Genomic DNA, 25187 nt, shown 5'->3' with positions numbered 1-25187 from the left:
TAAGAGAGCCTGTCTCAAGCCGCCTCGCGGAACCGGTAACCTACGCCGTAGAGCGTTTCGATCATATCAAAGTCGTTGTCGACCATCTTGAATTTCTTGCGCAACCGCTTGATGTGGCTGTCGATCGTGCGATCGTCCACGTAGACCTGCTCGTCATAAGCCGCATCCATCAGCGCGTCGCGGCTTTTCACCACGCCTGGTCGCTGCGCCAGAGAATGCAGGATCAGGAACTCGGTCACCGTCAGCGTCACCGGTTCGCCCTTCCAGGTGCAGGTGTGGCGCTCCTGATCCATGAGGAGTTGGCCTCGCTCCAGCGTACGCGCAGCCTGCTGGTCCGAGGCCACCTTGCCGCCTCCGACGGCCTGCGCCTCGCGGGCGCCCGCACGGCGCAAGATTGCCTTCACCCGTTCCACCAGCAGCCGTTGCGAGAACGGTTTGGTGATGAAATCGTCGGCACCCATCTTCAGCCCGAACAGCTCGTCGATCTCCTCGTCCTTGGACGTCAGGAAGATGACGGGCACGTCCGACTTCTGCCGAAGTCGCCGCAGCAGTTCCATTCCGTCCATGCGCGGCATCTTGATATCGAAGATCGCCAGCTGCGGCGGGCGGGCGATCAGCCCGTCGAGCGCAGAGGCGCCGTCCGTATAGGTTTCGACCTTGTATCCTTCCGCTTCCAGTGCAATCGACACCGAAGTCAGAATATTGCGGTCGTCGTCCACGAGCGCGATTGTCTGCATGCTCTCCGTCTCCGTCACCATTTATACGCATCTCCCGGAATCGCCCCAGCCCGGGCGCTTCAGCCGACGCGCTTCTTGAGTATAAAGGTGGAACAAATTGTGGCAAAGATAAAGGGGCGGCTTACAATCCAAGGATTGGACCCGCAATTTTATGCGCCCATAAAGCGGGATTAAAACCATTATTAAACCGATTTAAAGAGGAATAAATTTTTTTAAATCGATTAATTAATTGATATTACTAAACAATTTCCAAAAGGCCACTTGCCCTTTTCGGATTCCCTCATTAATTTTGCGCCACGTTCAACTAAAAGCGGAAGGAATGCGCGCATGGAGGAGTTTGGACTTCACAACCCGTCCAACGGGTTGGCGGCGATCGGTTTCGGCGATGTATCGCGTGTCAATTATAACTTGTCCGAAGTCGAGCTTTACGAAGAAGCCATTCGCCGCGGTGAAGCCGATCTGACGGCCGACGGCGCGTTGAGGGCCATCACGGGACAGCACACTGGCCGGTCTCCCAAGGATAAATTCATCGTCCGGGACAGCAAGACCGAAGACCAGATCTGGTGGGACAATAACAAGCCGATGTCGCCCGAGCACTTCGAGGTCCTGCGCAAGGATATGCTCGCGCATGCCGCCGGCAAGGCTCTTTATGTGCAGGATCTGATCGGCGGCGCCGATCCGGAAAACGCGCTTCCGACCCGCATGATCACCGAACTTGCCTGGCATGCGCTGTTCATCCGCAATCTGCTGATCCGGCCGAGCCGGGCTTCTCTCGAAAACTTCGTGCAGAAGCTGACCATCATCAACCTGCCGAGCTTCCGCGCCGATCCGGCCCGCCACGGCTGCCGCACGGAAACGGTAATCGCGTGCGACCTGACCAATGGCCTCGTCCTGATCGGCGGCACGTCCTATGCAGGCGAGAACAAGAAGTCTGTCTTCTCCGTGCTGAACTATCTGCTGCCGGCCAAGGGCGTCATGCCGATGCACTGCTCGGCAAATGTCGGTTCGGATGACGATACCGCCGTCTTCTTCGGCCTTTCGGGCACCGGCAAGACCACACTTTCGGCCGATCCCAGCCGCACCCTCATCGGCGACGACGAGCATGGCTGGGGCGAGACCGGCGTCTTCAATTTCGAAGGCGGTTGCTATGCCAAGGCGATCAGGCTTTCTGCCGAAGCGGAACCAGAAATCTATGCCGCGACCCGCCGGTTCGGCACCGTGCTCGAGAATGTCGTGCTCGACGAAAACCGCGTGCCCGACTTCGACGACAGCTCGCTGACCGAAAACACCCGCAGCGCCTATCCGCTGCATTTCATCCCCAATGCATCGGAAACCGGCCTTGCGCCGCATCCGAAGACGATCATCATGCTGACGGCCGACGCCTTCGGGGTCATGCCGCCGATCGCCAAGCTGACGCCGGAACAGGCTATGTATCACTTCCTTTCCGGCTACACCGCCAAGGTTGCCGGTACGGAAAAGGGCGTGACCGAGCCTGAGGCCACCTTCTCGACCTGCTTCGGCGCACCCTTCATGCCGCGCCATCCGGCCGAGTACGGCAATCTGCTCAAGGACCTGATCGCCCGCCACGGTGTCAATTGCTGGCTGGTCAATACCGGCTGGACGGGCGGCGCCTACGGCGTCGGTCGCCGTATGCCGATCAAGGCAACCCGGGCCCTGTTGACCGCCGCCCTCAACGGCAGCCTCAATGGCGTTGAGTTCCGTACGGACCCGAATTTCGGGTTTGCGGTACCGGTTGCCGTCGAGGGTCTCGACAATTCCATTCTGGACCCGCGCTCGACCTGGGCCGACGGCATCGCTTACGATGCTCAGGCGCAGAAGCTGGTTTCGATGTTTATTTCGAACTTCGAGAAATTCGAAGATCATGTCGACAGGAAAGTGCGCGACGCGGCCCCCGCACTTCTTGTGGCAGCGGAATAAAACCCAAACATGATTCACGTGGAACCGCCGGCTGCTCAGCTGGCGGTTTTCTTTTTGCCGGCTTTGTGGGAAAGATGCGGCCAAACACAAAGACCAGTCGATCATGGCCAGCAATCCCCTCGTCATCAACAGCCGCATTACCATCGCCGGATGGGAGCTCACCGAGCAGTTCGTGCTTGCGGGCGGGCCGGGTGGTCAGAACGTCAACAAGGTCTCCACAGCCGTTCAGCTTTTCTTCGATATCGCCAGTTCTCCGTCGCTACCTGAGCGCATAAAGGCAAATGCCCTCAAGCTTGCCGGGAAACGGGTGTCGAAGGACGGCGTGCTGATGATAGAAGCAAGCCGCTCCCGCAGCCAGGAGCGCAATCGCGAAGAGGCGCGTGAGCGCCTGAAGGAAATGATCCTCGAGGCCGCCAAGCCGCCGCCGCCGCCAAGGAAGGCCACCAAACCCACCAAAGGTTCGGTCGAGCGCCGGCTGAAGGAAAAGTCCGGACGTTCGGAAGTGAAGAAAATGCGGGGCCGCCCGAACGGAGATTGACTTGGCAACGTTATCCAACGGTATCCGCCACCTGCCGGACTACCTGGACCGCCCAGCGCAGGAGTGCCTGGTCGAAGCGATCAGAGCCATTGTAATGGAAGCGCCGCTCTATGTGCCGGAAATGCCCGGTACCGGAAAACCCATGTCCGTGCGCATGACCAATTGCGGCTCGCTGGGCTGGGTGACCGACAAGGATAGAGGCTATCGGTATCAACCGTTTCATCCGGTAACGGGTAAGCCGTGGCCCGCCATGCCGAAGGAATTGATCGATCTGTGGGAGCGGCTCGCTGACTATCCGAAGCCACCGGAAGCTTGTCTCGTCAACTTCTATTCGGACGAGGCCAGGATGGGGTTGCATCAGGATAGGGACGAGACCGATCTGGCGGCGCCGGTTCTTTCGATCTCACTTGGCAACAGCTGCCTGTTCCGGGTGGGCGGCTTGAACCGCAAGGACCCGACACGTTCCTTCCGGCTGGCAAGCGGCGACATCGTCGTCCTCGGCGGGGAAGGGCGGTTGGCCTTTCACGGCGTCGATCGCATCTATCCCGACACTTCGACCCTCTTGAAGAGCGGCGGCAGGATCAATCTGACGCTTCGCCGGGTCAACGTCTGAGGCCGTTGTCGATGGCCGCCGATCCATCGGCTATAATTTGCGGAGCGACACCGTTTCCACGAGGTGATTGCGGCCCTTGCGCAGGATGAGGTCGGCGCGAGGCCGCGTCGGCACGATGTTCTGCCTCAAGTTCTTGAGATTGATGTTTTCCCAAAGCCCCTCGGCGACGGCGCGTGCCGCATCCGCATCGATGGCGGCGTATTTCTTGAAGAAGGAAGTCGGATCGCGAAAGGCGGTCTGGCGCAGTTTCATGAAGCGCTGGACATACCAAGTGTGGATCTGCTCCTCGTCCGCATCGATATAGATCGAGAAATCGAAAAAGTCCGAAACGATCGGCACGATCTTTCCATCGGCCGGCAGCGCTCGCGACTGCAGCACATTGATGCCTTCAAAGATCAATATGTCCGGCCGGTCGACCAGCGTGAATTCGTTCGGCAACACGTCATAGGTGAGATGCGAATAGCGCGGCGCCTTGACGTTTGGTTCGCCTGCCTTGATGGCCGAGAGAAAGCGCAGGATGGCGCCTACGTCATAGCTTTCCGGAAAACCCTTCCGCTCCATCAGGTTTTCGCGCTGGAGCACGGCGTTGGGGTGAAGGAAACCGTCCGTGGTGATCAGGTCCACCTTCGGGCTCGACGGCCAGCGAGCGAGCAATTCCTGAAGGATACGCGCTGTCGTTGATTTGCCGACGGCCACCGATCCGGCAATCCCGATGATGAAGGGGGTCTTAGCAACGTCCGAGAGGCTGAGGAAGCGGTTCCTCTGCTGGAATAGAAGCTGAGAAGCTTCGACATGCGAGGACAGCAGGCGCGAGAGCGAGAGATAGATCCGCCGCACCTCGTCGAGATCGATCGGGTCGTCGAGGGATCGAAGCCGGCTTACCTCGTCTGCCTTCAGCGTCAGAGGCGTATCGGCGCGGAACCTCGCCCATTCCTCGGCCGTAAACCGATGATAAGGCGAGTAGTATTCAACAATCGGGTCCGTCTCGGACGTTTCGGCGGATTGAGGTGCTATATTCATGATGTCGGCCGGCCCGCCTTTTCCCGGAGGCCGGATTGACCGGTCCGCCGTTGGAGTTCTTCCAGGATATCCTGTAGCGGGATGCCGGCAATATTCAATACGACCATCAGGTGATAGAGGAGGTCTGCGCTTTCACCCACCAGATCCTTCCGATTCTGGGAGACTGCGGCAATGACTGTCTCGACGGCCTCTTCGCCAAGCTTCTTGGCTGCCTTCGTCTGCCCGGCGGCCACGAGCTTCGCCGTCCACGATTCATCAGGCGAGGCCTTGGCGCGCTGCGCCACGATCCTTTCCAGGTCGCTCAGGGAAAATTCACTCACACTGTCTCTCCCGGTCAGTCGAGCCGCATCGCAACGCCGTGCTCAGCCATATAATGCTTAGCCTGACCAACCGTATAGGTACCGAAATGGAAAATCGATGCGGCGAGCACGGCAGTGGCGTGGCCTTCCTTGATGCCTGCGACCATATCGTCGAGATTGCCGACGCCGCCGGAGGCGACGACGGGGGCCCGGACACTGTCGGCAATTGTGCGTGTCAGCCGAAGGTCGTAGCCACTTTTCGTGCCGTCGCGGTCCATGGACGTGACGAGGAGCTCGCCAGCACCTCGCTCCACCATCTTGATCGCGAATTCGACCGCATCGATGCCCGTCGGATTGCGTCCGCCATGGGTGAATATTTCCCACCGGTCGGTTTCACCGGCCCCAGAGACCTTCTTGGCGTCGATCGAGACGACGATGCACTGGTTTCCGAACTTGTCGGCGGCCTCGGCCACGAAATCCGGGTTGTTGACCGCTGCCGAATTGATCGAGACCTTGTCGGCACCCGCCAGCAGCAATTTGCGGATGTCGGCAGTGGTACGCACGCCGCCGCCGACGGTGAGCGGCATGAAACAATGCTCCGCCGTGCGGGCAACCACGTCGAAGATCGTGTCGCGATTGTCCGACGAGGCGGTAATGTCGAGGAAGCACAATTCGTCGGCGCCGGCAGCATCGTAAGCTTTTGCGGCTTCCACCGGATCGCCGGCATCGATGAGGTCGACGAAGTTCACGCCTTTCACGACGCGGCCGTCCTTCACATCCAGACAGGGAATAACGCGGGCCTTCAAAGTCATGCGGCACGTCCTTTCTTGGCGCGGATCAGCGCCAATGCCTGCCCCGGGTCAATACGGCCGTCGTAAAGCGCACGGCCGGAAATCGCCCCTTCGAGCCGTGCGGCGTCCGGCTCCAGCATGCGGCTGATATCGTCGAGGGAGGCAAGTCCGCCGGACGCAATCACCGGGATGGAAACGGCATTCGCAAGCTCCAAGGTCGAAGACCAATTGATACCGGTCAGGATACCGTCGCGGTCGATGTCCGTATAGATAATGGCGGAGACGCCGGCCCCTTCGAATTTCCGGGCAAGTTCGATGACGCCGAGTTCCGAAGCCTCGGCCCAGCCCTCGACGGCCACCTTGCCGCCCTTGGCATCGATGCCGACGGCGACTTTGCCAGGAAACTTCTTGCAGGCCTCGATCACCAGCGCCGGGTCGCGCACCGCGACGGTGCCGAGGATGACGCGGGCGAGACCGCGCGAAAGCCAGGCTTCGATATGATCGAGAGTCCGGATACCGCCGCCGAGCTGGACGGGGTTCTTCGTCGCCTTCAGGATCGCGTCGATGGCGGCACCATTGACGCTCTCTCCGGCGAAGGCACCGTTGAGATCGACCACATGCAGCCATTCGAAGCCCTGGTCTTCAAAGGCTTTCGCCTGTGCTGCAGGATCGGGATTATAGACGGTGGCCTGCGCCATGTCGCCGAGCTTCAGGCGAACGCACTGGCCGTCTTTGAGGTCGATTGCGGGAAATAGGATCATGGATGTTCAGTCCTGGCAGTCCGCGCGAGCTCAAGGCTTCCAGCGCAGAAAATTGGAGATCAGGGCGAGGCCGAGCGTCTGGCTCTTTTCCGGATGGAACTGAGAGCCCGCGACATTGTCGCGCCCGACAAATGCCGTCATGGCGCCGCCATACTCGGTCGTTGCGATCACATCGTGCCGGTGTTTTGCCGCCAGGTGGTAGGAATGCACGAAATAGGCGTGCAGCCCGGCGGGCCCTGTCGGAATGCCGTCGAACAGCGGGTGAGGGTGATGCAGGTCGAGCGTATTCCAGCCGATCTGGGGGATTTTCAGGTGAGGGTCGCTGGGGGTCATCTCGACGACGTCGCCCTCGATCCAGCCGAACCCTTCGGTGGTCGTCTTTTCCAGTCCACGCGAGGACATGAGCTGCATGCCGACGCAGATTCCGAGGAAGGGGCGCCCCTTGTGTTCGACGACGTCGATGATGGCGTCCCGCATGCCTGGAACAGCATCAAGTCCCGCCCGGCAATCGGCATAGGCGCCAACGCCAGGAAGAACGATCCGGTCGGCCGTCGCGACGACGTCTGCCTTGTCGGTGAGGTCGATCACGGCTTCGATACCCGCCTCGCGGGCGGCCCGCTCGAAAGCCTTGGTCGCCGAACGCAGATTGCCGGACCCGTAGTCTATGATTGCGACGCGCATCAGCGTCCTCCCTGATAGTCGAAAAGGCCGAAACCCGGCCCTTGCCAGCCGGCTCCGGACGGCTTTGCCTGCTTCGTCCATTCGCTCGAGGCCGGCAGTTGTTGCTCTTCGGGCTGCGGCAGATGGGAAAAATAGATTTCTTCCGCCGTCGCCAGATCGGGCGCGGTAACTACCGTTTTCAGCGTCCAGCCGCGTCTAATCAGTGCTTCGGAGCGATAATGTCGGCCTTCCAATGCGACGAGCAGGTTGATTGCGAAGGCACACAGGAAACCGCCAAGCTCAAAACCCGGCAAGCTCATCAGCAGGCCGCCGCCGATCTGGACGAAGAGTGCCACGATCCCTGCGAGCCAGAGCCTGCGCCAGATCAGCCAGATCCACGGGAAGAACAGCGCCGCCCAGGAAAATCCGTCCGGTAGCACGAGCGTCGAATGGTGGTCCCTATTCGGGCCTCCAGGTGGTGTCAGAACGAGATAGCTTCTCAAGGAATTTCTCCCGGAGCGGCTAGACCAGCATTCCCTTCGTGGAGGGGACGCGGTTGGCCTGCCGCGGATCGATTTCGGTTGCCACGCGGAGAACCCGCGCCACGGCTTTGAAACAGGTCTCGGCGATATGATGGTTATTCGCGCCGTAGTGGTTCGTCACGTGCAGCGTTATGCCGGCATTCTGGGCGAAGGCCTGAAAGAATTCCCGCACGAGTTCCGTGTCGAATGTGCCTATCTTCGGCGCACTGAAAGCAACGTTCCACACGAGAAAAGGCCGGCCGGAAACGTCGATGGCCGCCTTGGTCATGGTTTCGTCCATGGCAAGGTCGATCGAGGCGTATCGGGTAATGCCGCGGCGGTCGCCGAGTGCCTTGGAGAGCGCCTGACCCAGCGCAATTCCGGTATCTTCCACCGTGTGATGGTCGTCGATATGCAGGTCGCCCTTCACATCGATATCCATGTCGATCAGCGAATGTCGCGAGAGCTGGTCGAGCATATGGTCGAAAAAGCCGACGCCCGTGGAAACCTTTGCCACACCGGTGCCGTCGAGATTGACGGAAACGGAAACGGAAGTTTCGTTGGTCTTGCGGGAAATGGTCCCTGCACGTCGGATCGTAGTTTCGCCCATCGGGGTCTGCTCCATGCACTAGATGAGGCTCCTTATCAGGCAGAAAGCCAAATATCCAGCAAAAGCCGGGCATCCCCGCCGGCAAGATTGCATTCCGCGACGCCCAACTTACATAGGGTCCAACGAGGCCTTTCGTGCCTCCAACCAATGCCCCGCTGGGGGCTCAACGGGTGCTGAATGACAACAATTATCACTGTGCGGAAAGGCGGCAAGGTGATCATGGCGGGTGACGGCCAGGTAAGCCTCGGCCAGACCGTGATGAAGGGTAATGCCCGCAAGGTACGCCGTATCGGCAAGGGCGAAGTGATCGCTGGTTTTGCCGGTGCCACGGCCGATGCCTTCACGCTGCTCGACCGGCTGGAAAAGAAGCTTGAGCAATATCCGGGCCAGCTCATGCGCGCGGCTGTGGAGCTTGCGAAGGATTGGCGCACGGACAAGTATCTGCGCAATCTCGAGGCCATGATGCTGGTCGCCGACAAGTCCACCACGCTTGCCGTGACCGGCAATGGCGATGTTCTGGAACCCGAACATGGCGTGACGGCGATCGGCTCTGGCGGTAATTTTGCTTATGCCGCCGCCCGCGCCCTGATGGATACGGACAAGTCGGCAGAGGAGATTGCCCGGCAGGCGCTCGATATCGCCGCCGACATCTGCGTCTACACCAATCACAACCTCGTTGTGGAATCGCTGGATGCCGAGAGCTGACGGCGCGCGCCGCTACCATTTTCGGGATCTCGTCCGCGAGGACTTTCCTCTGCTGGCGAAGTGGCTCGCCGAACCGCATGTGGCGGAATGGTGGGGCGAGGTCGATGAGGAACTTGCAGGTATCGAAGAATCGATGTCGAGCATCGAAACGCGGCCGATGATCGCTGAAGTGGACGGCACGCCGATCGCCTATCTCCAATATTATGATCCGCATCTCGAAGAGGGGCATCCATACCAGGATCAGCCGAAAGGCACGCTTGGCATTGATATCTCGATCGGGATACCGGATCTCGTCGGAAAAGGTCATGGCAGCGCGATCGTTCGCCAGCTTGCGGATGAACTTTTCGAAAATGGCGCCAGACGGATCGTTATCGACCCCGATCCCGAAAATATCCGCGCGATCCGTGCCTATGAAAAGGCAGGTTTCCGCTACATCGACACCAGGACATCCATCTATGGTCCGGCGCATTTCATGGCGCTGGATGCACCGGAAGAAACGGATTTGAAATGACTACTTTTTCACCCAGGGAAATCGTCTCTGAACTCGACCGCTACATCATCGGCCAGCATGACGCCAAACGTGCCGTCGCGATCGCGCTCCGTAACCGCTGGCGCCGCCAGCAGCTCGACGAGAGCCTGCGCGACGAAGTCATGCCGAAGAACATCCTGATGATCGGCCCGACCGGCGTCGGCAAGACGGAAATCTCGCGCCGCCTGGCAAAACTCGCCGGGGCGCCGTTCATCAAGGTCGAAGCGACTAAATTCACCGAGGTCGGCTATGTGGGCCGCGACGTCGAGCAGATCGTCCGCGATCTTGTGGAAGTCGGTATCGGACTTGTGCGTGAAAAGAAGCGTGCCGAAGTGCAGGCCAAGGCCCATATGAGCGCGGAGGAAAGGGTCCTCGATGCGCTTGTGGGTGCGACCGCGTCTCCGGCGACGCGCGACAGTTTCCGCAAGAAACTGCGCAGCGGCGAAATGGACGACAAGGAGATCGAGATCGAAATCTCCGATACCGGCTCAGGAATGCCGGGTTTCGAAATCCCGGGCATGCCGGGCGCCAATATCGGCGTGCTCAATCTCTCCGAGATGTTCGGCAAGGCTATGGGCGGTCGTACCAAGAAGGTGCGTACGACGGTCGCGAAGTCCTACGGCGAACTGATCCGGGATGAATCCGACAAGCTGATCGACAACGAGGTCATCCAGCGGGAAGCTGTACGGTCAGTCGAGAACGACGGGATCGTCTTCCTGGACGAGATCGACAAGATTGCTGCCCGAGACGGTGGCCTCGGTGCCGGGGTTTCCCGCGAAGGCGTCCAGCGCGACCTGCTCCCCCTGGTCGAAGGCACGACGGTTTCGACCAAATACGGGCCGGTGAAGACGGACCATGTTCTCTTCATCGCTTCCGGTGCCTTCCATGTGGCAAAGCCTTCGGACCTGCTGCCGGAACTGCAGGGCCGCCTGCCGATCCGCGTGGAGCTGAAGCCTCTCACGAAGGAGGATTTCCGCCGGATTTTGACCGAAACGGAAGCAAGCCTGATCCGTCAGTACAAGGCGCTTATGGGCACGGAAGAGCTGTCGCTCGACTTCACCGAGGATGCGATAGACGCATTGGCGGATGTCGCCGTGCACCTCAACTCCTCGGTGGAGAACATCGGCGCCCGCCGCCTTCAGACGGTAATGGAACGGGTTCTCGACGAAATCTCGTTCAACGCTCCGGACCAGGGCGGTACGTCGGTGATGATCGATGCGGAATATGTCCGCAAACATGTCGGCGATCTCGCTGCCGATACCGATTTGTCCCGCTATATTCTATAGTGGGGCAACGTGGCAGCCGGGCAACGTCCGGCTGCTTTTATGCAGACTGACGGGATTTTGAATGGCCTTGTCTCGACATGCCGGTCACGATTCACGTAAGGGGGACGCGTTTTATGGAAATGCGGCTCCTCGAAGCGAGCCGGTGGAATGGCTTTGAGCATCCCGTGCCGGAAGCCGGCATAGACGAAATCCTGGGACACGAAACTTGAGACGCATTTTTCTGGCATTGGTTCTTGCCGTCGCCCTACCGGCGGCCTCCTCCGTTTTCGCCACCGGCCTGACGGTGGTGCCGGAGGGAAATCGCCATGCCGAACAACCGAAGGTACCAGGGGCGTCGGTGCGCCGGACCCGTGCCGGCAAGACCACCTTCGACGAAAAATATGAAAAGATCCGTGATCTGCTGGCCTCCGACAAGAAGCTGGTTGCCAAGATCAGGGCGACCGCTGCCGACTATGGCATCGACGCGATCCATATGATCGGCGCGATCGTCGGCGAACATACCTATAACGTCGATGCCTATGACCGTCTGCAGACCTATTACGTCAAGGCGGCAGCCTATGCCGGCGACAGTTTCCGCTTCGGTTACGGCGACGAGTCGATCAAGGACTTTCTCGCCCGATCAGAATTTGCAAAATGTGACGATTTTTCCGATTCCTACCGGCTCTGGACCTGCCGTGAGAGCGTCTGGGAACGAAATTTCAGAGGTCGCACCGTGTCGGGAGCGTCCTATCCCGACAACCGCTTCAGCGCCGTCTTTTTCCAGCCCTTCTACGCTGGCCAGACCTTCGGCCTCGGTCAAGTCAACCCGCTGACGGCCCTGATGTTGTCGGACATGGTTGCAAAGACCTCCGGCTATCCGAAGCTGGATGAGAACAAGGCTGCGAACGTCTATGATGCGATCATGGATCCGGACAAATCGCTCGCCTATATGGCCGCCAATATCCGCCGCGCGATCGACGACTATAAGACGATTGCCGGCATCGACATCTCCCGCAACCCCGGCGTCACCGCAACACTCTACAATACCGGTGGGTCGGCTGAGCGCGCCGCAGCACTGAAGGCCCGTGGCGGCCTGCCCGAAGAAAATTATTACGGCTGGCTCGTCAACGACAAGCTTGCCGAGTTGAAATCCCTTCTCTGAAGGCTGATATTCTCAGGAAACCCTGAGGAGGGCCGTCGATGGACATGCGCCCCGAACCCTTCGTACCACCCGCGCCCGTGCCGCGTAACCGGCTGCTCAATCCGGCCGAGGTGATCTGGATCGCGCTGCGCAATCCTCTGGAGCTTTGGGGACAGGCTTCCTACACATTGCCCTGGATCGAAACGAAGTTTTTCAAGGAACGGACCCTGATCGTCAATCATCCGGGTCTTATCCGGCACATATTGGTCGACAATGTCGCCAACTACGAAATGTCGGAAATCCGCCAGCTGGTGTTGCGCCCGATCCTGAAGGACGGATTGCTGACCGCCGAAGGCGAGGTCTGGAAGCGTTCGCGCAGAGCCATGGCGCCGGTCTTCACGCCTAAGCATTCCAAGGGCTTTGCCGGCCAGATGCTTGCCGAAGCGGAGGAATTCTCGAAGAAATATCAAAGCGTCGGCGTGGACGGGAAAATCTTCGACATCTCCGTCGACATGACCGATCTCGCCTATGCCATCCTTTCCGAGACATTGTTCTCCGGCGAGATTGCCGGGGGCAAGGAGTCGATATCGGAGGACGTCGACCAGCTCCTGCATCGAATGGGGCGCATTGACCCGATGGACATGATGCGCGCACCGCCCTGGGTGCCGCGCCTAACCCGCATCGGCGGACGGAGAGTGCTCGAGAAATTCAGGGCCATCGTGGCGGAGACCATGGCGCTTCGTCGCGAGCGGATGCGCAAAGATCCCGACACGGCGCCGCAGGATTTCCTGACGCTTCTTCTGCAGCTGGAAGGTCCCGAAGGTTTGACCCGGGACGAGATCGAGGACAATATCCTCACGTTTATCGGCGCCGGTCACGAGACGACGGCCCGGGCGCTTGCCTGGACGCTCTATTGTGTCGCGCAGTCGCCTTACATACGCGAGCGAATGGAAGAGGAGATCGACCGGGTTCTTGCGACGGGTGCAGAGCCGGTCGAGTGGCTGGATCTGATGCCGTGGGTGCGGGCCGCCTTCGAAGAGGCATTGAGGCTCTATCCGCCGGCGCCTTCGCTCAACCGTGCTGCGATCGCAGCCGATTCATGGACGAGCCCGGAGGGCGAAACGGTGGAGATCGACGCCGGCGTCACCGTTCTGGTCATGCCCTGGACGCTACATCGCCACGAGCTTCTCTGGGACAAGCCGCGGGCTTTCATGCCCGAGCGCTTCCTTCCGGAAAATCGTGGTCACATCAATCGCTTCCAGTATCTGCCATTCGGAGTTGGACCAAGAACCTGCATCGGGGCGACCTTTGCGCTGCAGGAGGCGGTGATCGCACTCTCCGTGCTGATGCACCGCTATCGGTTCGACGTGACGCCGAAGACGAAGGTGTGGCCGGTGCAGAAACTGACGACCCAGCCGCGCAATGGAATGCCGATGCGAGTCAGTTTGCGACGCTCGGGGTCTTCGTTGGTGAATTGATCTTTGCCAAGCATGCGATATTGATCGTGAACCGATCTTCAGGATTTTCGCGTGACCTCTCCCATTCTTCTAGGCATCGACACGGGCGGCACCTATACGGATGCCGTGCTCTTCCGGGAGGGCGAGGGCGTCATCGCCAAGGCCAAGTCGCTGACGACCCGGCATGATCTTGCTGATGGCATTGCCGGCGCCGTCGATGCGGTCCTCCTGAAGAGCGGCCATTCTGCATCGGAAATCGGGCTCGTCTCTCTTTCGACCACGCTCGCCACCAATGCGCTCGTCGAAGGGCAGGGCGGACGGGCGGCATTGGTGATGATCGGCTTCGGACCGGAGGATCTCACCCGCGGCGGGCTGGCCGAAGCACTTGGCAATGATCCGGTGATCTTTTTGCCTGGCGGCCATGATGTCCATGGAAACGAGACACCGCTGGATGTGAGCGAGCTGGAAAGCGCGATGTCAGGGCTTGGCACCAGCGTCTCCTCTTTTGCCGTGGCGGGCTATTTCGCGGTCCGGAATCCGGCTCACGAGATACGGGTAAGAGACCGCATTCGAGATCTTTCTCATCTGCCGGTCACCTGCAGCCATGAACTCACCTCCAAGCTCGGAGGTCCCCGAAGGGCGCTGACGACGCTGCTGAACGCGCGCCTTGTCTCGATTGTCGATCGTCTGATCGGCTCCTGCGAGGACTTCCTTGCGAGCCGCGGCATATCGGCGCCGATGATGGTCGTACGCGGCGACGGTGCGCTGATTTCCGCTGCCGAGGCAAGGCTTCGTCCCATTGAAACGATCCTGTCCGGGCCGTCAGCCAGCCTGGTCGGAGCAAGGTTTCTCACCGGACTGGACCAGGCCGTCGTCTCGGATATCGGCGGCACTACGACTGACGTTGCCGTGCTTGATGCGGGGCGGCCAAGGCTTGCCGAGGAAGGCGCCGTCGTCGGCGGCCACCGGACCATGGTGGAGGCTGTGGCATTGCGCACCTACGGGCTCGGCGGCGATTCGGAGGTGCATATCGATGATCGCGGCCTCGATGCCCGTTTCACGCTGGGGCCTCGACGTCTGTTGCCGCTCAGTCTGCTGGCCGTGAGGCATGGGGAACTCGTTATTTCTGTTATCGAGAGGCAATTGCGAGCCACCCATGTCGGCCGGCATGACGGCCGGTTTGCAGTGCGCACCGGAGTGCCGGGTATGGCGGCCCAGGGCCTGGCGACGCCCGAGCAGGCCCTCTATGCCCGAATAGGAGGGGGGCCGATTTCCCTCAACGATCTCCTGGCGACGAACTCCCAGAAGGCGGTTCTGGACCGGCTGGTCGCGCGGGGTCTCGTACATCTGTCGGGCTTGACGCCCTCGGACGCCTTGCATGTGCTCGGCAGGCAGAATCAATGGAATGGGCGCGCCGCGCGCATGGGGCTGGAGCTTGCCATCCGGCGCAAGGATGGCTCGGGTCGGGAAATAGCCGGCTCGCCCGAGGAGCTCGCCGAAAAGATCGTCGGCCGGCTGACCCGCCAATCGTCAGAGGCTGTCCTTGCAGCCTGTCTGGCGGAAGATGGCGCGGAGGCAATCGACCCGGCCGTTTCGCTGGCTGTTGATCGGGCGCTCAAGAAATCCCCGGGCATCGCCCGCTTTCTGGTGTCGCTCGACAGGCCGCTGATCGGGCTCGGGGCTTCAGCTCCTGTCTACTATCCTGCGGTGGCGGATATGCTCGGCGCAGAAGCCGTCATTCCGGCCGACGCCGATGTCGCCAATGCGATCGGGGCGGTCGTTGGACAAATTCGTGCGGTCGTCAGCGTCGTCGTGACTTCGCCCGAGGAGGATCGATTTATCGTGTCCGGCAGTGGCGAACGGCTGTTGCTCGTCGGACAGGCGTCAGCCCTGGCGGCAGCCCGCGAACGGGCGGTATCCGCGGCGCTGGCACAAGCCAAAACCGAAGGAGCGGACGAGGCGGCCGTCACGCTTTCGGAAGATGTGGATGCGCCGGAAATTGAAGGATCGAGACGGCTCATAGAGGCTCGGATCACGGCGATCGCGACGGGAAGGCCGCGGATTGCCATAGGTTGACGCCCAACCGAACCGTTTCAGGCATTCGTCGCATTGACACCCGTCCTCGCCCGCGCAATGTGACAGCACGTTTTCCAGAGGTGCACGTCGGGAGGTTATGCATGGGTCGCATTGAAAAGAACGGTCTCGCGATCGACGAGGAACTTCATGATTTCCTGGTGAGAGAAGCACTTCCCGGCACCGGCGTCGATGCCGAGCGGTTCTTCTCCGAATTTTCGAAAGCCGTTCACGATCTTGCACCCAAGAACCGCGCCTTGCTTGCCAAGCGTGACGCTTTTCAGGAGAAGCTGGACGACTGGTATCGAAAGAATGGCGCGCCGACGGATCTTTCGGCCTACGAAGCCTTCCTGCGGGAGATCGGTTATCTCTTGCCCGAGGGGCCGGATTTCAGTGTTTCGACTGACAAGGTCGATCCGGAGATTGCCGAGATCGCCGGACCGCAGCTCGTCGTGCCGGTAATGAACGCCCGTTATGCGCTGAATGCCGCCAATGCGCGCTGGGGTTCGCTCTATGACGCGCTCTACGGAACGGACGCCATTTCTGAAACGGACGGCGCCGAAAAAGGCAAAGGTTACAATCCGCTTCGCGGCGCAAAAGTGATCGCCTGGGCGCGCGATTTCCTCGATCAGTCCGCGCCGCTGTCGGGCGGAAGCTGGAGCGACGTCACCTCCTTCGTCATCACCGACGGCAAACTGAAGGCTGCCGCCCAGGACGGCGAGACCGTCGAGCTTGCCGATCCCACTCAATTTGCCGGCTATCTTGGCCAGTCGACGCAACCCACTCATCTGTTGCTTACCAAAAACGGCCTGCACATCGAGATCCTGATCGACGCCACGACGCCGACCGGCAAGGACGATCCGGCAAAGATTTCGGACGTCCGGCTGGAGTCGGCGATCACCACGATCATGGACTGCGAGGATTCCGTCGCCGCCGTCGATGCGGAAGACAAGGTCGTTGTCTATCGCAACTGGCTCGGCCTGATGAACGGCGATCTGGCGGAGGAGGTCGAGAAGGGTGGCAAGAGCTTTACCCGTAAGCTGAACCCCGACACGGATTACCTGGCGCCGGACGGCTCGCGGTTTTCGTTGAAGCGCCGTTCGCTGATGCTGGTGCGCAATGTCGGGCACCTGATGACCAATCCGGCCGTGCTGGACAGCGAGGGCAATGAGGTGCCGGAAGGGATCATGGACGCCATGGTCACGGCACTGATCGCGATCCATGACATCGGCCCGCAAGGTCGTCGGCAGAATTCCCGGCACGGCTCGATGTATGTGGTCAAGCCGAAGATGCACGGACCGGAAGAGGTCGCCTTCGCCTGCGAGATATTCTCCCGGGTCGAAGAGGCCCTCGGCCTTCCGACCAACGCGATCAAGATGGGGATCATGGACGAGGAGCGCCGGACGACCGTCAATATGAAGGAATGCATCCGGCAGGCGCGGGAACGGGTGGTCTTCATCAATACCGGTTTCCTCGATCGCACTGGTGACGAAATCCATACGTCGATGGAAGCAGGCCCTATGATCCGCAAGGGCGACATGAAGCAGGCGGCCTGGATAGCGGCCTACGAGAATTGGAATGTCGACATCGGCCTCCAATGCGGACTGTCCGGGCGTGCCCAGATCGGCAAGGGCATGTGGGCCATGCCGGATCTGATGGCGGCGATGCTGGAGCAGAAGATCGCCCATCCGAAAGCTGGCGCCAATACCGCCTGGGTGCCGTCGCCGACGGCCGCGACGCTTCACGCGACCCATTACCACAAGGTCAGTGTGGTCGAGGTTCAGGCGGGCTTGAAGAGCCGGACGCGGGCAAAGCTCTCGGATATCCTCTCCGTTCCGGTGGCACCGCGGCCGAACTGGACGCCGGAGGAAATCCAGCGTGAACTCGACAACAACGCCCAGGGCATCCTCGGTTATGTGGTTCGGTGGATCGATCAGGGAGTCGGCTGCTCCAAAGTGCCCGACATCAACAATGTCGGCCTGATGGAAGATCGCGCGACACTGCGCATTTCCGCCCAGCACATGGCCAACTGGCTGCACCACGGTCTGGTGAGCGAGGAACAGGTTGTGGAGACCATGAAGCGCATGGCGGCGGTCGTCGACGGCCAGAATGCAGGCGATCCGCTTTACCGCCCGATGGCGCCGGATTTCGAGGGTTCCATAGCCTTCCAGGCCGCACTGGAGCTGGTGCTGAAGGGCCGTGAGCAGCCGAACGGCTATACCGAGCCGGTCCTGCACCGCCGCCGCATCGAGCTCAAGGCGAAGCTCGCCGGCTGACCACTACAATGTGGTCGTCGAGGTGACGGCCACTCCATCTGTTCAACGGAAAAGGCCGCCGGAGATGTCTTCGGCGGCCTTTTCGGTGTTGTTCAGAAGGTGATTTACTGAATCACGACGACCTTGGTGTTACGGCCGGGGCGAACACGACTGTAGAGGTCGATGATGTCCTGGTTCATGAGGCGGATGCAGCCGGAGGAAGCGGCGGTGCCGATCGAGGCCCATTCCGGCGTTCCATGCAGGCGGAAGAGCGTATCCTGGCCCTTTTCGTTGAAGAGATACATGGCGCGCGCGCCCAGCGGGTTGCTGAGACCAGGCCCCATACCGTCTTCGACATATTTTGCCACGTCCGGACGGCGGACAGCCATTTCCTTCGGCGGATGCCAGGTGGGCCATTCCTGCTTCCATGCGACATAGGCGGTGCCAGACCAGGCAAAGCCCTGCTTGCCGACGCCAATGCCGTAGCGCACGGCCTTACCGTTCGGCAGGATATAATAGAGGAACCGCTCGCGGGTATTGACGACGATCGTGCCCGGCTGTTCGGTTGTCGAATAGCCGATGATCTGACGATGGAACTTCTTGTCCATGCGGCTGATCGGGATGGCCGGAAGAGTATAGCCGGCATCCTTTACCGAACCGTAGGATTCGGTGAAAATCTGCGAGGTGGTGATGGTGGCAACTTCGGTACCACCGGAAGACGACGTCGTGGAACAACCGGCCAGGGCGGTAGCTGCCAACAGGCCGAGTGCGAGCATGCTTTTGCGTAAGCGCATGGAAATCTCTTGGGATGAACGAATCGATTGGGGCAGGTGCGCGAGCACCTTTGATAAGCCGTTATTTTCGATTAAATTGACCTTGGCAAGCCGCCGCGATGCTCCAAGATGGGCCGGGCGCATAATAGAAAAATGCCATTGCGTTTTTGCAACATTATCAGCGGCAGCAGCCAGAAGACATGACTATACTCAATCTCGCCAGTAACAATCCATTAATAGATGGGCGTCAATCGGCGCGCGCCTTGTTGGTTCGGAAGGGCGTGCAGATTCTGCTGCACGAGATGCGTCACGCTCTTCTGCCCGAGCTTGTTCTTGCGAACGGGCGGCGGGCCGACCTCATAACGATTTCCGAAAAAGGCGAAATCTGGATCATCGAGATCAAGACCTCGATCGAGGACTTTCGCGTCGATCGGAAATGGCCCGATTACCGGTCCTACTGCGACAGGCTTTTTTTCGCCACTCACAAGGACGTACCGCTCGAGATCTTTCCGGAGGACTGCGGCCTGTTCCTTTCGGACGGGTATGGCGGACATCTCCTGCGGGACGCCCCGGAGCACAGGCTGGCGCCTGCGACCCGCAAGGCGGTTATGCTGAACTTTTCCCGTGCTGCGGCCCAGCGGCTGATGTTGGCCGAATGGGCAGCCGGCAAGACTTTCGACGACATGTAGTCTATTTGGGTGCCCGCTTGGCAAGAATGCGCTGCAGCGTACGGCGGTGCATATTGAGCCGGCGGGCGGTTTCGGAAACATTGCGTTCGCACATTTCGTAGACCCGCTGAATGTGCTCCCAGCGTACGCGGTCGGCGGACATTGGGTTTTCCGGCACATCCGCCTTTTCGCCCGGCCGTTGCGTCAGCGCATGAAAGATATCGTCGGCGTCGGCGGGTTTGGCGAGATAATCGAGCGCCCCAAGTTTAACCGCGGTCACGGCGGTCGCGATATTGCCATAGCCGGTAAGCACGATTACCTGGGTATCTTCACGGCTCTGGCGGATCGCCTCGATAACATCGAGCCCATTGCCGTCACCCAGGCGCAGGTCGACCACCGCATATTTCGGCGGGCGGGCTTTCGATTTGGCTATGCCTTCTGCAACCGATTCCGCCGTATCGACGAGAAAGCCGCGACTTTCCATCGCGCGCGCCAGCCGGCGCAGGAAAGGCCCGTCGTCATCGACGATCAGCAGGGACGGGTCAGGCCCCAGTCCGTGATCCTCGTGAGCTTTCGGATTTTCCAGGTGCGTTTCCATTCTTTTTCTCCACGGGCTTTCTTGAAGGCCCGCCTTCCTTGTCAATTATGATCGTTCACACACTGCGCGCAAATCATTTCGGATCATGGGTTTCCATGACCGATCGCGGCCATTCGATCCGGATGCGCGCGCCCGCCTCGCCACTGTCGCGATTGCCGAAACGAATCGATGCACCGGAGCGCTCGAGCAACGTCTTTGCGATGAAAAGCCCGAGTCCCAGGCCGCCTGCGCGCTCGTCTTCCCGCGGTCTCTTTGTCATATAGGGTTCGCCGATCCGGGAAAGAATATCCGGCGCGTAACCCTGGCCGTCATCTTCGATGGTGATCGCCACCTGTTCCGCATCATGCTCGACAGTGACGATAACCTTGCTTCTGGCGTAGTCGACGGCATTTTCGATCAGATTCCCGAGCCCGTAGATAATGCCGGCATTGCGGCTGCCGACCGGCTCGCTTGCCCGGTCGTGTTTCTCGACGAGTTCGATCTGGATTCCGAACTGGCGATGCGGCGCGACCACTTCTTCCACCAGGGAGGAGAGCGGCAGCCGGCGCATATGTTCCTCGCTTTCGGCGGAGAGCGAGGTGAGGCGGCGGAGGATGTCGCGGCACCGTTCGCTCTGGCTCCTGAGGAGCTGGACATCTTCGCGGAACCGGTCGTTCTCCGAGAGCTCGCGCTCCATCTCCTTGGCGACGACGCTGATCGTGGCAAGTGGTGTGCCGAGTTCGTGAGCTGCCGCGGCCGCCAGTCCGTCGAGCTGCGAGAGATGCTTTTCTCGTTCCAGCACCAGTTCGGTCGCTGCCAGCGCGTCGGCAAGCAGCGTCGCTTCATGTGAGACCCGGTAGGCATAGAAGGCCGCAAACATCATCATCGAAGCGATCGAGCACCAGACGCCGAGCTGCATGACCGGCTGGATTCTCAGCGTTTCGCCCTCATACCAGGGCACCGCATAGGGAGAGAAGGCGATCACCGTGGTGCAGATCAATGCGAAGACGATCAACACCAGCGAATGGCGCAACGGCTGCGATGCAAAAGCGATGATGACCGGCACACAGATCAGCGGCGCAAACGGATTGGCGAGTCCGCCGGTGATGAAAAGCAGCGCTGCCATCTGCAAGAGGTCGAAACCCAGCAGCGCCAGGGCCGCCTTCGGCCCCAGCCTATGCGTCTGCGGAAACCAGACGGACAGGATAAGGTTCGCAACGGCGAGCGCCCCGATCAGGATGGCCGCCTCCTTAAGAGGAAGCGGAAACTTCAGAAGCAGTCCGACGATCAGCACGGTGATCGTCTGGCCCGTGACGGCAAGCCAGCGAAGCCGCACCAGCGTTTGGAGCCGGATGCGGCGGCTCGAAGGGCCGAACTGCGCATAGCGCACCGAAGAACTGTCTAGACTCAACGCCTGCCTCTGCTTTCCGGCGAATGCCGATGAATGGAGCCTGCTTCATAAACCGGCTCGACATCGGGTCGCAGGCGGCATTCTGTCACGTCCCCCGCGGTTTGGCACGTGTCGTCGGAAGAGCCTCCGAGGGATCGTCCGGCCATGGGTGCCTTGGATATCGCCCGCGCATCTCGGCGCGCACATCTTTCCAGGACCCTGCCCAGAAGCCCGGAAGGTCACGGGTCGTCTGGATCGGCCGATGTGCCGGCGAGGTCAGCTCCAAGAGCAGCGGCAGCCTTCCGCCCGCAACGGCCGGATGTTTCTTCAGCCCGAACAGCTCTTGCACGCGGATGGCCAGGACCGGCTCCTCGCCACCGTAGCGTATCGGATGACGCTGGCCCGTCGGCGCCTCGAAATGGGTCGGTGCCAGTTTGCCGAGATCCTGCGCCGCCGCATGAGCAATGAGGGAACGCAGCCCTTCCGAAAGGTTTCCCGCATCCACGGCATCGAGGCCGGCGGCGTTGCCCTGGAACGGCACGAACCAGTCGTCTAGCCGGGCAAGCAACGCTTCGTCACTCATGTCGGGCCACGGCTCTCCGATCGTCCGATGCAGAAAACCGATCCTTTCCCGAAGCTGCGTCCCATCCTTGGAGAACGGCAGAGCCTGCAGGCCGAGTTCGCGGACGCCATCGGCAAGCGCCTTGGCCGCCTCCTCGCCACGGGGGCGCGGCAAGGGCTTTTCCTCGAAGATGATGGCACCGAGGCGCCTCACCTTACGGGCCCGCACCTGCCGGCTGGCGCGGTCGAAGAAACATTCGTCCTTTTGCTCGATCGCACCGGAAAGCTCGTCTTCCACGTCCGCCCGGGTAATCTCTGCCGCTGCGAGGATACGCCCTTGCGCGGCGCGGCCGGTAAGATCGGCAATGACCAGCATCTGAGCCGAAGCAAGCCTTTCCGTCTCGGGCAGTTCCGCTCCGCGGCCGTTCGTCATGACGAAGCGCCCGCGCCCGCCTCTCTGAAGGGCGACCCTGTCCGGATAGGCACGGAGAAGAAGCCGGCCGGCAAGGGCTGTTTCGCTCGATCGCACAGCTTTCGGCAAATTGGACGCAATTCTATTTGCGAGCTTTCTTGCCGCTTCGGCCCGGTCGCCACGGTCGTTGCGGAAACGCCTCAGCCGTTCATCGAGATCGACATCGTTTCCGCCAAGCCCCTGTTCGGTGAAAAGCACGGCGAGCAGACATGCCTGACGACCAAAACCCTCTTCCGCGGCGGAAATCGCCATGGCGGAAAGCCGGGGCGGAAGAGCAAGCTCGCGCATCAGCCGCCCTTTTTCCGTCAGGCCGCCCTGGTCGTCGAGTGCGCCGAGCTGGACCAGCAGCGTCTTCGCTTCCTTGAAAGCCGGCGCAGGCGGCGGATCGAGAAAGGCAAGTGCCGCGGGATCCTGCACGCCCCAATGGGCAAGGTCGAGTGCCAGGGCGGAGAGATCGCTTGCAAGGATCTGCGGTGGGGTGAAGGCTTGAAGTGCGGCCGTCTGGCCGGGATGCCAGAGCCGGATCGCGATCCCCGGCTCCGTGCGTCCGGCGCGTCCGGCACGCTGGTCGGCCGAGGCGCGCGAAACCCGCACCGTTTCCAGCCGCGTGATGCCCGTCGACGGCTCGAAGACCGGCAGTCGCTGCAGGCCGCTGTCGATGACGATCCGCACCCCGTCGATGGTGATGGATGTCTCGGCGATCGAGGTGGCGAGAACGATCTTGCGGCTGCCTGCCGGTGCCGGCCTGATCGCCAGGTCCTGTTCCTTCTGTCCAAGGTTTCCATAAAGAGGGACGACCGTGGTCTCCGGACCGAATCTCCCCTCGAGGCGCTCGACGGTACGCAGGATCTCCGCCTGTCCCGGAAGAAAGGCGAGAATCGATCCCGCTTCCTCGTCATGCGCCTCGATGATGATGCGGGTCATGGCATCCTCGATTCGCTCGTTCGGCGCCCGGTCACGATGCCGGATGTCGATCGGGAAGCTGCGGCCCTCGCTCTTGATTACCGGCGGATCGCCAAGCAATCCTGCCACGCGCTCGATGTCGAGCGTCGCCGACATGACCAGGATCCTCAGATCCTCGCGTAGCGCCGACTGCACATCGAGCGCCAGCGCCAGCCCGAAATCCGCATCCAGCGAACGCTCGTGGAATTCGTCGAAGATGATCGCCGAAACGCCGGCAAGTTCCGGATCGTCAAGAATCATACGGGTGAAAACGCCTTCCGTCACCACCTCGATCCGGGTTCTGGAGGATATCCGATTGTCGAGCCGCATGCGGTAGCCGACCCGGTCTCCGACCTGCTCCCCAAGCAGCGAGGCCATGCGCGAAGCGGCTGCCCGGGCGGCGAGCCGGCGCGGTTCGAGAAGGATGATCTTGCCGGCGCACCAGGCCTCTTCCAGCAATGCCAGCGGCACGAGCGTCGTTTTTCCGGCGCCGGGCGGCGCCGACAACACGGCGCGCGTGCCATCGGCGATGGCGCGGGTGATCCCGTCGAGAACCTCGGTGACGGGGAGCTTTGGCAGATTTTTGATCACCGCCCCTGTTCCTGCAATGCTTTCATCAGCCGGACACTTGGCCGCTGGCATGGCGATAGGCAAGGATTGCGCCCGCCAGATCCTCAAGAGCTGCGCCGACCGATTTGAAAAGCGTGATCTCATCGGCGCCGCCACGGCCTGGATGTCTTCCATGTACCAGATCAGCAAGCTCTGCCTTGATGTCGTCCCCGGTAAGAACGCCGCTCTGAAGTGGCTGTACGATGTCGCCCCCCTCCTTCATTGCGCCGGCTCGGGTATCGACGAAGACGGAGGAGCGCCGCACCGCCTCGTCGTCGCTTTCGCGCATGCTGGGCTTGAACGCGCCGACGAGGTCGAGATGCGCCCCGGGCTTCAGCCATTCGCCTCGGATCAGCGGCTCACTCGACAGCGTCGCGCAGGAGACGATGTCTGCCCGGCGCACCGCTTCGGCAAGCTCATCGACGATTACGGCATCGATGCCGAGCGCCTTTGCGTCCCTGGCGGTCTCTTCAGCCTTGGTTCGGTTGCGGCCCCAGATGAAAAAGTGCTTCAGGGGACGGGTTATCGCATGCGCCTGCATGAGATTGAGCGAAAGTCGCCCTGTGCCGACCATCAGCATGGTCTCGGCATGCGGGGAGGCGAGATATCTGGCAGCAAGCGCCGAGGTTGCGGCCGTACGTCGCGCGGTCAGCTCTCCTCCTTCCACGATCGCCAGCATGTCGCCGGTTTTGCCGGAGGACAGGAGATAGCGGCCTATGATCGTCGGAAGCGACCGCAGATGATTGTCCGGGAAGAGATTGAGGATCTTCACGCCGATATGGTCACCCGGCACCCAGGCGGGCATCAGCAGCATGACGGCGGTCGCCTCGCCCGGAACCTCCATATCGTGATGATGACGGACCGGCATCACGCAATCGCTGCGGAACATTTGCTCGATGGCCTCGATCAATTCCCCCCAGGGAAGGGCGGCCCGCGTCTGTTCCTCGTTCAATACCAGCATGTCACACTCCAGCCGCTAAAACTGCAGCCACACTAGCAATCGCAAATGGGGCGGTTAAAGCGCTTTTTTGGAAACCAATGGCCGCCTTCTCGTTAATCTTTGCTCAAATGGTGGATGGAAACGCTGGAGTTTCCGGCTTTCCGAAGAAAAATGACATTTTTTTAAAAACGGCTGTTGACTTGTTTATGGGGGTGGATCTATAAACCGCCTCACTGACGAGGGCGGCGGCGCTGCTGGCGACGAAGTCCTTTGTTCTGGTGCTATCCTTTAGAATTGGCGAATGCTGATTGTGGGCCGGGTTACGGTTTGGCTCTGGGGGAT

General features: G+C 60.8%; 25 protein-coding genes. 11 read left to right on the top strand and 14 right to left on the bottom strand.

Translation table 11 applies throughout. The features are described 5' to 3' along the window. Positions 1-14 precede the first annotated feature (14 nt). Entirely contained in the window at positions 15-737 is a 723-nt protein-coding gene (locus C5L13_RS26490; protein ID WP_105386318.1) for a response regulator transcription factor, read from the bottom strand. Between the two features lie 327 nt (positions 738-1064). On the opposite strand from C5L13_RS26490, the gene C5L13_RS26485 reads away from it, so the two are divergent. From C5L13_RS26485 to C5L13_RS26475, 3 genes are all read left to right on the top strand, one after another. Further along, entirely contained in the window at positions 1065-2675 is a 1611-nt protein-coding gene (locus C5L13_RS26485; RefSeq protein ID WP_105386272.1) for a phosphoenolpyruvate carboxykinase, read from the top strand. A 103-nt stretch (positions 2676-2778) separates the two neighbouring features. Beyond that, a complete protein-coding gene (gene arfB, locus C5L13_RS26480) occupies positions 2779-3213 on the top strand; it encodes an alternative ribosome rescue aminoacyl-tRNA hydrolase ArfB (RefSeq protein WP_105386271.1) in 435 nt (144 codons plus the stop codon). A 1-nt stretch (position 3214) separates the two neighbouring features. Further along, positions 3215-3826 carry an alpha-ketoglutarate-dependent dioxygenase AlkB gene (locus C5L13_RS26475; RefSeq protein WP_105386270.1) on the top strand — a complete coding sequence of 204 codons (612 nt, stop codon included), beginning with the start codon at positions 3215-3217 and terminating at the stop codon, positions 3824-3826. A 30-nt stretch (positions 3827-3856) separates the two neighbouring features. Here C5L13_RS26475 and coaA read toward each other — a convergent pair whose 3' ends face one another. From coaA to hisB, 7 genes are read right to left on the bottom strand one after another with little or no spacing between them, the layout of a single operon-like run. Continuing rightward, a complete protein-coding gene (gene coaA, locus C5L13_RS26470; protein WP_105386269.1) occupies positions 3857-4846 on the bottom strand; it encodes a type I pantothenate kinase in 990 nt (329 codons plus the stop codon). Continuing rightward, positions 4843-5166, bottom strand: a complete 324-nt coding sequence (locus C5L13_RS26465; RefSeq protein ID WP_105386268.1) for a phosphoribosyl-ATP diphosphatase — start codon at positions 5164-5166, stop codon at positions 4843-4845. The genes coaA and C5L13_RS26465 overlap by 4 nt, the downstream gene beginning before the upstream one ends. Before the next feature lie 14 nt (positions 5167-5180). After that, the gene (hisF, locus tag C5L13_RS26460) at positions 5181-5957 is read right to left on the bottom strand and encodes an imidazole glycerol phosphate synthase subunit HisF (RefSeq protein WP_105386267.1); all 777 of its coding nucleotides are present in this window, start codon (positions 5955-5957) and stop codon (positions 5181-5183) included. Further along, positions 5954-6697, bottom strand: a complete 744-nt coding sequence (hisA, locus tag C5L13_RS26455) for a 1-(5-phosphoribosyl)-5-[(5-phosphoribosylamino)methylideneamino]imidazole-4-carboxamide isomerase (RefSeq protein WP_105386266.1) — start codon at positions 6695-6697, stop codon at positions 5954-5956. Before hisA ends, hisF begins: the two co-directional genes overlap by 4 nt. A 30-nt stretch (positions 6698-6727) precedes the next feature. Next, a complete protein-coding gene (gene hisH / locus C5L13_RS26450) occupies positions 6728-7378 on the bottom strand; it encodes an imidazole glycerol phosphate synthase subunit HisH (protein WP_105386265.1) in 651 nt (216 codons plus the stop codon). Next, positions 7378-7860, bottom strand: coding sequence for a DUF2628 domain-containing protein (locus C5L13_RS26445; protein ID WP_158693536.1), 483 nt, complete (start codon positions 7858-7860; stop codon positions 7378-7380). Before C5L13_RS26445 ends, hisH begins: the two co-directional genes overlap by 1 nt. 19 nt (positions 7861-7879) lie before the next feature. Continuing rightward, the gene (gene hisB, locus C5L13_RS26440; protein ID WP_105386263.1) at positions 7880-8488 is read right to left on the bottom strand and encodes an imidazoleglycerol-phosphate dehydratase HisB; all 609 of its coding nucleotides are present in this window, start codon (positions 8486-8488) and stop codon (positions 7880-7882) included. A gap of 177 nt (positions 8489-8665) precedes the next feature. On the opposite strand from hisB, the gene hslV reads away from it, so the two are divergent. From hslV to C5L13_RS26405, 7 genes are all read left to right on the top strand, one after another. Further along, positions 8666-9193 carry an ATP-dependent protease subunit HslV gene (gene hslV / locus C5L13_RS26435; RefSeq protein WP_105386262.1) on the top strand — a complete coding sequence of 176 codons (528 nt, stop codon included), beginning with the start codon at positions 8666-8668 and terminating at the stop codon, positions 9191-9193. Further along, positions 9180-9704: a GNAT family N-acetyltransferase gene (locus tag C5L13_RS26430; protein ID WP_105386261.1), complete on the top strand. Its 525-nt coding sequence runs from the start codon at positions 9180-9182 to the stop codon at positions 9702-9704. Before hslV ends, C5L13_RS26430 begins: the two co-directional genes overlap by 14 nt. After that, the gene (gene hslU, locus C5L13_RS26425; protein WP_105386260.1) at positions 9701-11008 is read left to right on the top strand and encodes an ATP-dependent protease ATPase subunit HslU; all 1308 of its coding nucleotides are present in this window, start codon (positions 9701-9703) and stop codon (positions 11006-11008) included. Before C5L13_RS26430 ends, hslU begins: the two co-directional genes overlap by 4 nt. 205 nt (positions 11009-11213) lie before the next feature. Next, positions 11214-12149 (top strand): DUF1402 family protein, encoded by a 936-nt coding sequence (locus tag C5L13_RS26420; RefSeq protein ID WP_105386259.1) that lies wholly within the window; start codon positions 11214-11216, stop codon positions 12147-12149. Positions 12150-12187: 38 nt separating this feature from the next. Continuing rightward, complete coding sequence (locus C5L13_RS26415; protein WP_105386258.1) at positions 12188-13606, top strand: cytochrome P450; 1419 nt, start codon at positions 12188-12190, stop codon at positions 13604-13606. Positions 13607-13657: 51 nt separating this feature from the next. Beyond that, the gene (locus C5L13_RS26410) at positions 13658-15661 is read left to right on the top strand and encodes a hydantoinase/oxoprolinase N-terminal domain-containing protein (protein ID WP_105386257.1); all 2004 of its coding nucleotides are present in this window, start codon (positions 13658-13660) and stop codon (positions 15659-15661) included. Positions 15662-15762: 101 nt separating this feature from the next. Beyond that, positions 15763-17934: a malate synthase G gene (locus C5L13_RS26405; RefSeq protein ID WP_105386256.1), complete on the top strand. Its 2172-nt coding sequence runs from the start codon at positions 15763-15765 to the stop codon at positions 17932-17934. Between the two features lie 104 nt (positions 17935-18038). Here C5L13_RS26405 and C5L13_RS26400 read toward each other — a convergent pair whose 3' ends face one another. After that, positions 18039-18707, bottom strand: a complete 669-nt coding sequence (locus C5L13_RS26400; protein WP_105386317.1) for a L,D-transpeptidase — start codon at positions 18705-18707, stop codon at positions 18039-18041. A 179-nt stretch (positions 18708-18886) separates the two neighbouring features. Between C5L13_RS26400 and C5L13_RS26395 the strand changes: the two genes are divergently transcribed. Further along, the gene (locus tag C5L13_RS26395) at positions 18887-19375 is read left to right on the top strand and encodes an MmcB family DNA repair protein (RefSeq protein WP_105386255.1); all 489 of its coding nucleotides are present in this window, start codon (positions 18887-18889) and stop codon (positions 19373-19375) included. Between the two features lies 1 nt (position 19376). Here C5L13_RS26395 and C5L13_RS26390 read toward each other — a convergent pair whose 3' ends face one another. The 5 genes from C5L13_RS26390 to C5L13_RS29175 form a co-directional block, all read right to left on the bottom strand. Further along, positions 19377-19952: an ActR/PrrA/RegA family redox response regulator transcription factor gene (locus tag C5L13_RS26390; RefSeq protein ID WP_105386254.1), complete on the bottom strand. Its 576-nt coding sequence runs from the start codon at positions 19950-19952 to the stop codon at positions 19377-19379. Between the two features lie 73 nt (positions 19953-20025). Then, positions 20026-21342, bottom strand: coding sequence for an ActS/PrrB/RegB family redox-sensitive histidine kinase (locus C5L13_RS26385; protein ID WP_158693535.1), 1317 nt, complete (start codon positions 21340-21342; stop codon positions 20026-20028). An 85-nt stretch (positions 21343-21427) separates the two neighbouring features. Continuing rightward, the gene (gene hrpB, locus C5L13_RS26380) at positions 21428-23884 is read right to left on the bottom strand and encodes an ATP-dependent helicase HrpB (RefSeq protein WP_407070479.1); all 2457 of its coding nucleotides are present in this window, start codon (positions 23882-23884) and stop codon (positions 21428-21430) included. 28 nt (positions 23885-23912) lie between these two features. After that, complete coding sequence (locus C5L13_RS26375) at positions 23913-24866, bottom strand: bifunctional Delta(1)-pyrroline-2-carboxylate/Delta(1)-piperideine-2-carboxylate reductase (RefSeq protein ID WP_105386251.1); 954 nt, start codon at positions 24864-24866, stop codon at positions 23913-23915. Between the two features lie 103 nt (positions 24867-24969). Continuing rightward, on the bottom strand, positions 24970-25187 hold a 218-nt coding region (locus C5L13_RS29175), incomplete at its 5' end, for a hypothetical protein (protein ID WP_205836891.1).

The sequence above is a fragment of the Neorhizobium alkalisoli genome (genome assembly GCF_002968635.1).
Classification (GTDB): domain Bacteria; phylum Pseudomonadota; class Alphaproteobacteria; order Rhizobiales; family Rhizobiaceae; genus Neorhizobium; species Neorhizobium alkalisoli.
This window is presented reverse-complemented; position numbering and strand designations above follow the sequence as displayed.

Bases quoted from the DNA above. Each gene is read 5' to 3' on its own strand.
- C5L13_RS26490 (WP_105386318.1), bottom strand. From the start codon at position 737: ATGCAGACAATCGCGCTCGTGGACGACGACCGCAATATTCTGACTTCG.
- C5L13_RS26485 (WP_105386272.1), top strand. From the start codon at position 1,065: ATGGAGGAGTTTGGACTTCACAACCCGTCCAACGGGTTGGCGGCGATC.
- arfB (WP_105386271.1), top strand. From the start codon at position 2,779: ATGGCCAGCAATCCCCTCGTCATCAACAGCCGCATTACCATCGCCGGA.
- coaA (WP_105386269.1), bottom strand. From the start codon at position 4,846: ATGAATATAGCACCTCAATCCGCCGAAACGTCCGAGACGGACCCGATT.
- hisF (WP_105386267.1), bottom strand. From the start codon at position 5,957: ATGACTTTGAAGGCCCGCGTTATTCCCTGTCTGGATGTGAAGGACGGC.
- hisA (WP_105386266.1), bottom strand. From the start codon at position 6,697: ATGATCCTATTTCCCGCAATCGACCTCAAAGACGGCCAGTGCGTTCGC.
- hisH (WP_105386265.1), bottom strand. From the start codon at position 7,378: ATGCGCGTCGCAATCATAGACTACGGGTCCGGCAATCTGCGTTCGGCG.
- hisB (WP_105386263.1), bottom strand. From the start codon at position 8,488: ATGGGCGAAACTACGATCCGACGTGCAGGGACCATTTCCCGCAAGACC.
- hslV (WP_105386262.1), top strand. From the start codon at position 8,666: ATGACAACAATTATCACTGTGCGGAAAGGCGGCAAGGTGATCATGGCG.
- C5L13_RS26430 (WP_105386261.1), top strand. From the start codon at position 9,180: ATGCCGAGAGCTGACGGCGCGCGCCGCTACCATTTTCGGGATCTCGTC.
- hslU (WP_105386260.1), top strand. From the start codon at position 9,701: ATGACTACTTTTTCACCCAGGGAAATCGTCTCTGAACTCGACCGCTAC.
- C5L13_RS26415 (WP_105386258.1), top strand. From the start codon at position 12,188: ATGGACATGCGCCCCGAACCCTTCGTACCACCCGCGCCCGTGCCGCGT.
- C5L13_RS26405 (WP_105386256.1), top strand. From the start codon at position 15,763: ATGGGTCGCATTGAAAAGAACGGTCTCGCGATCGACGAGGAACTTCAT.
- C5L13_RS26400 (WP_105386317.1), bottom strand. From the start codon at position 18,707: ATGCGCTTACGCAAAAGCATGCTCGCACTCGGCCTGTTGGCAGCTACC.
- C5L13_RS26395 (WP_105386255.1), top strand. From the start codon at position 18,887: ATGACTATACTCAATCTCGCCAGTAACAATCCATTAATAGATGGGCGT.
- C5L13_RS26390 (WP_105386254.1), bottom strand. From the start codon at position 19,952: ATGGAAACGCACCTGGAAAATCCGAAAGCTCACGAGGATCACGGACTG.
- C5L13_RS26375 (WP_105386251.1), bottom strand. From the start codon at position 24,866: ATGCTGGTATTGAACGAGGAACAGACGCGGGCCGCCCTTCCCTGGGGG.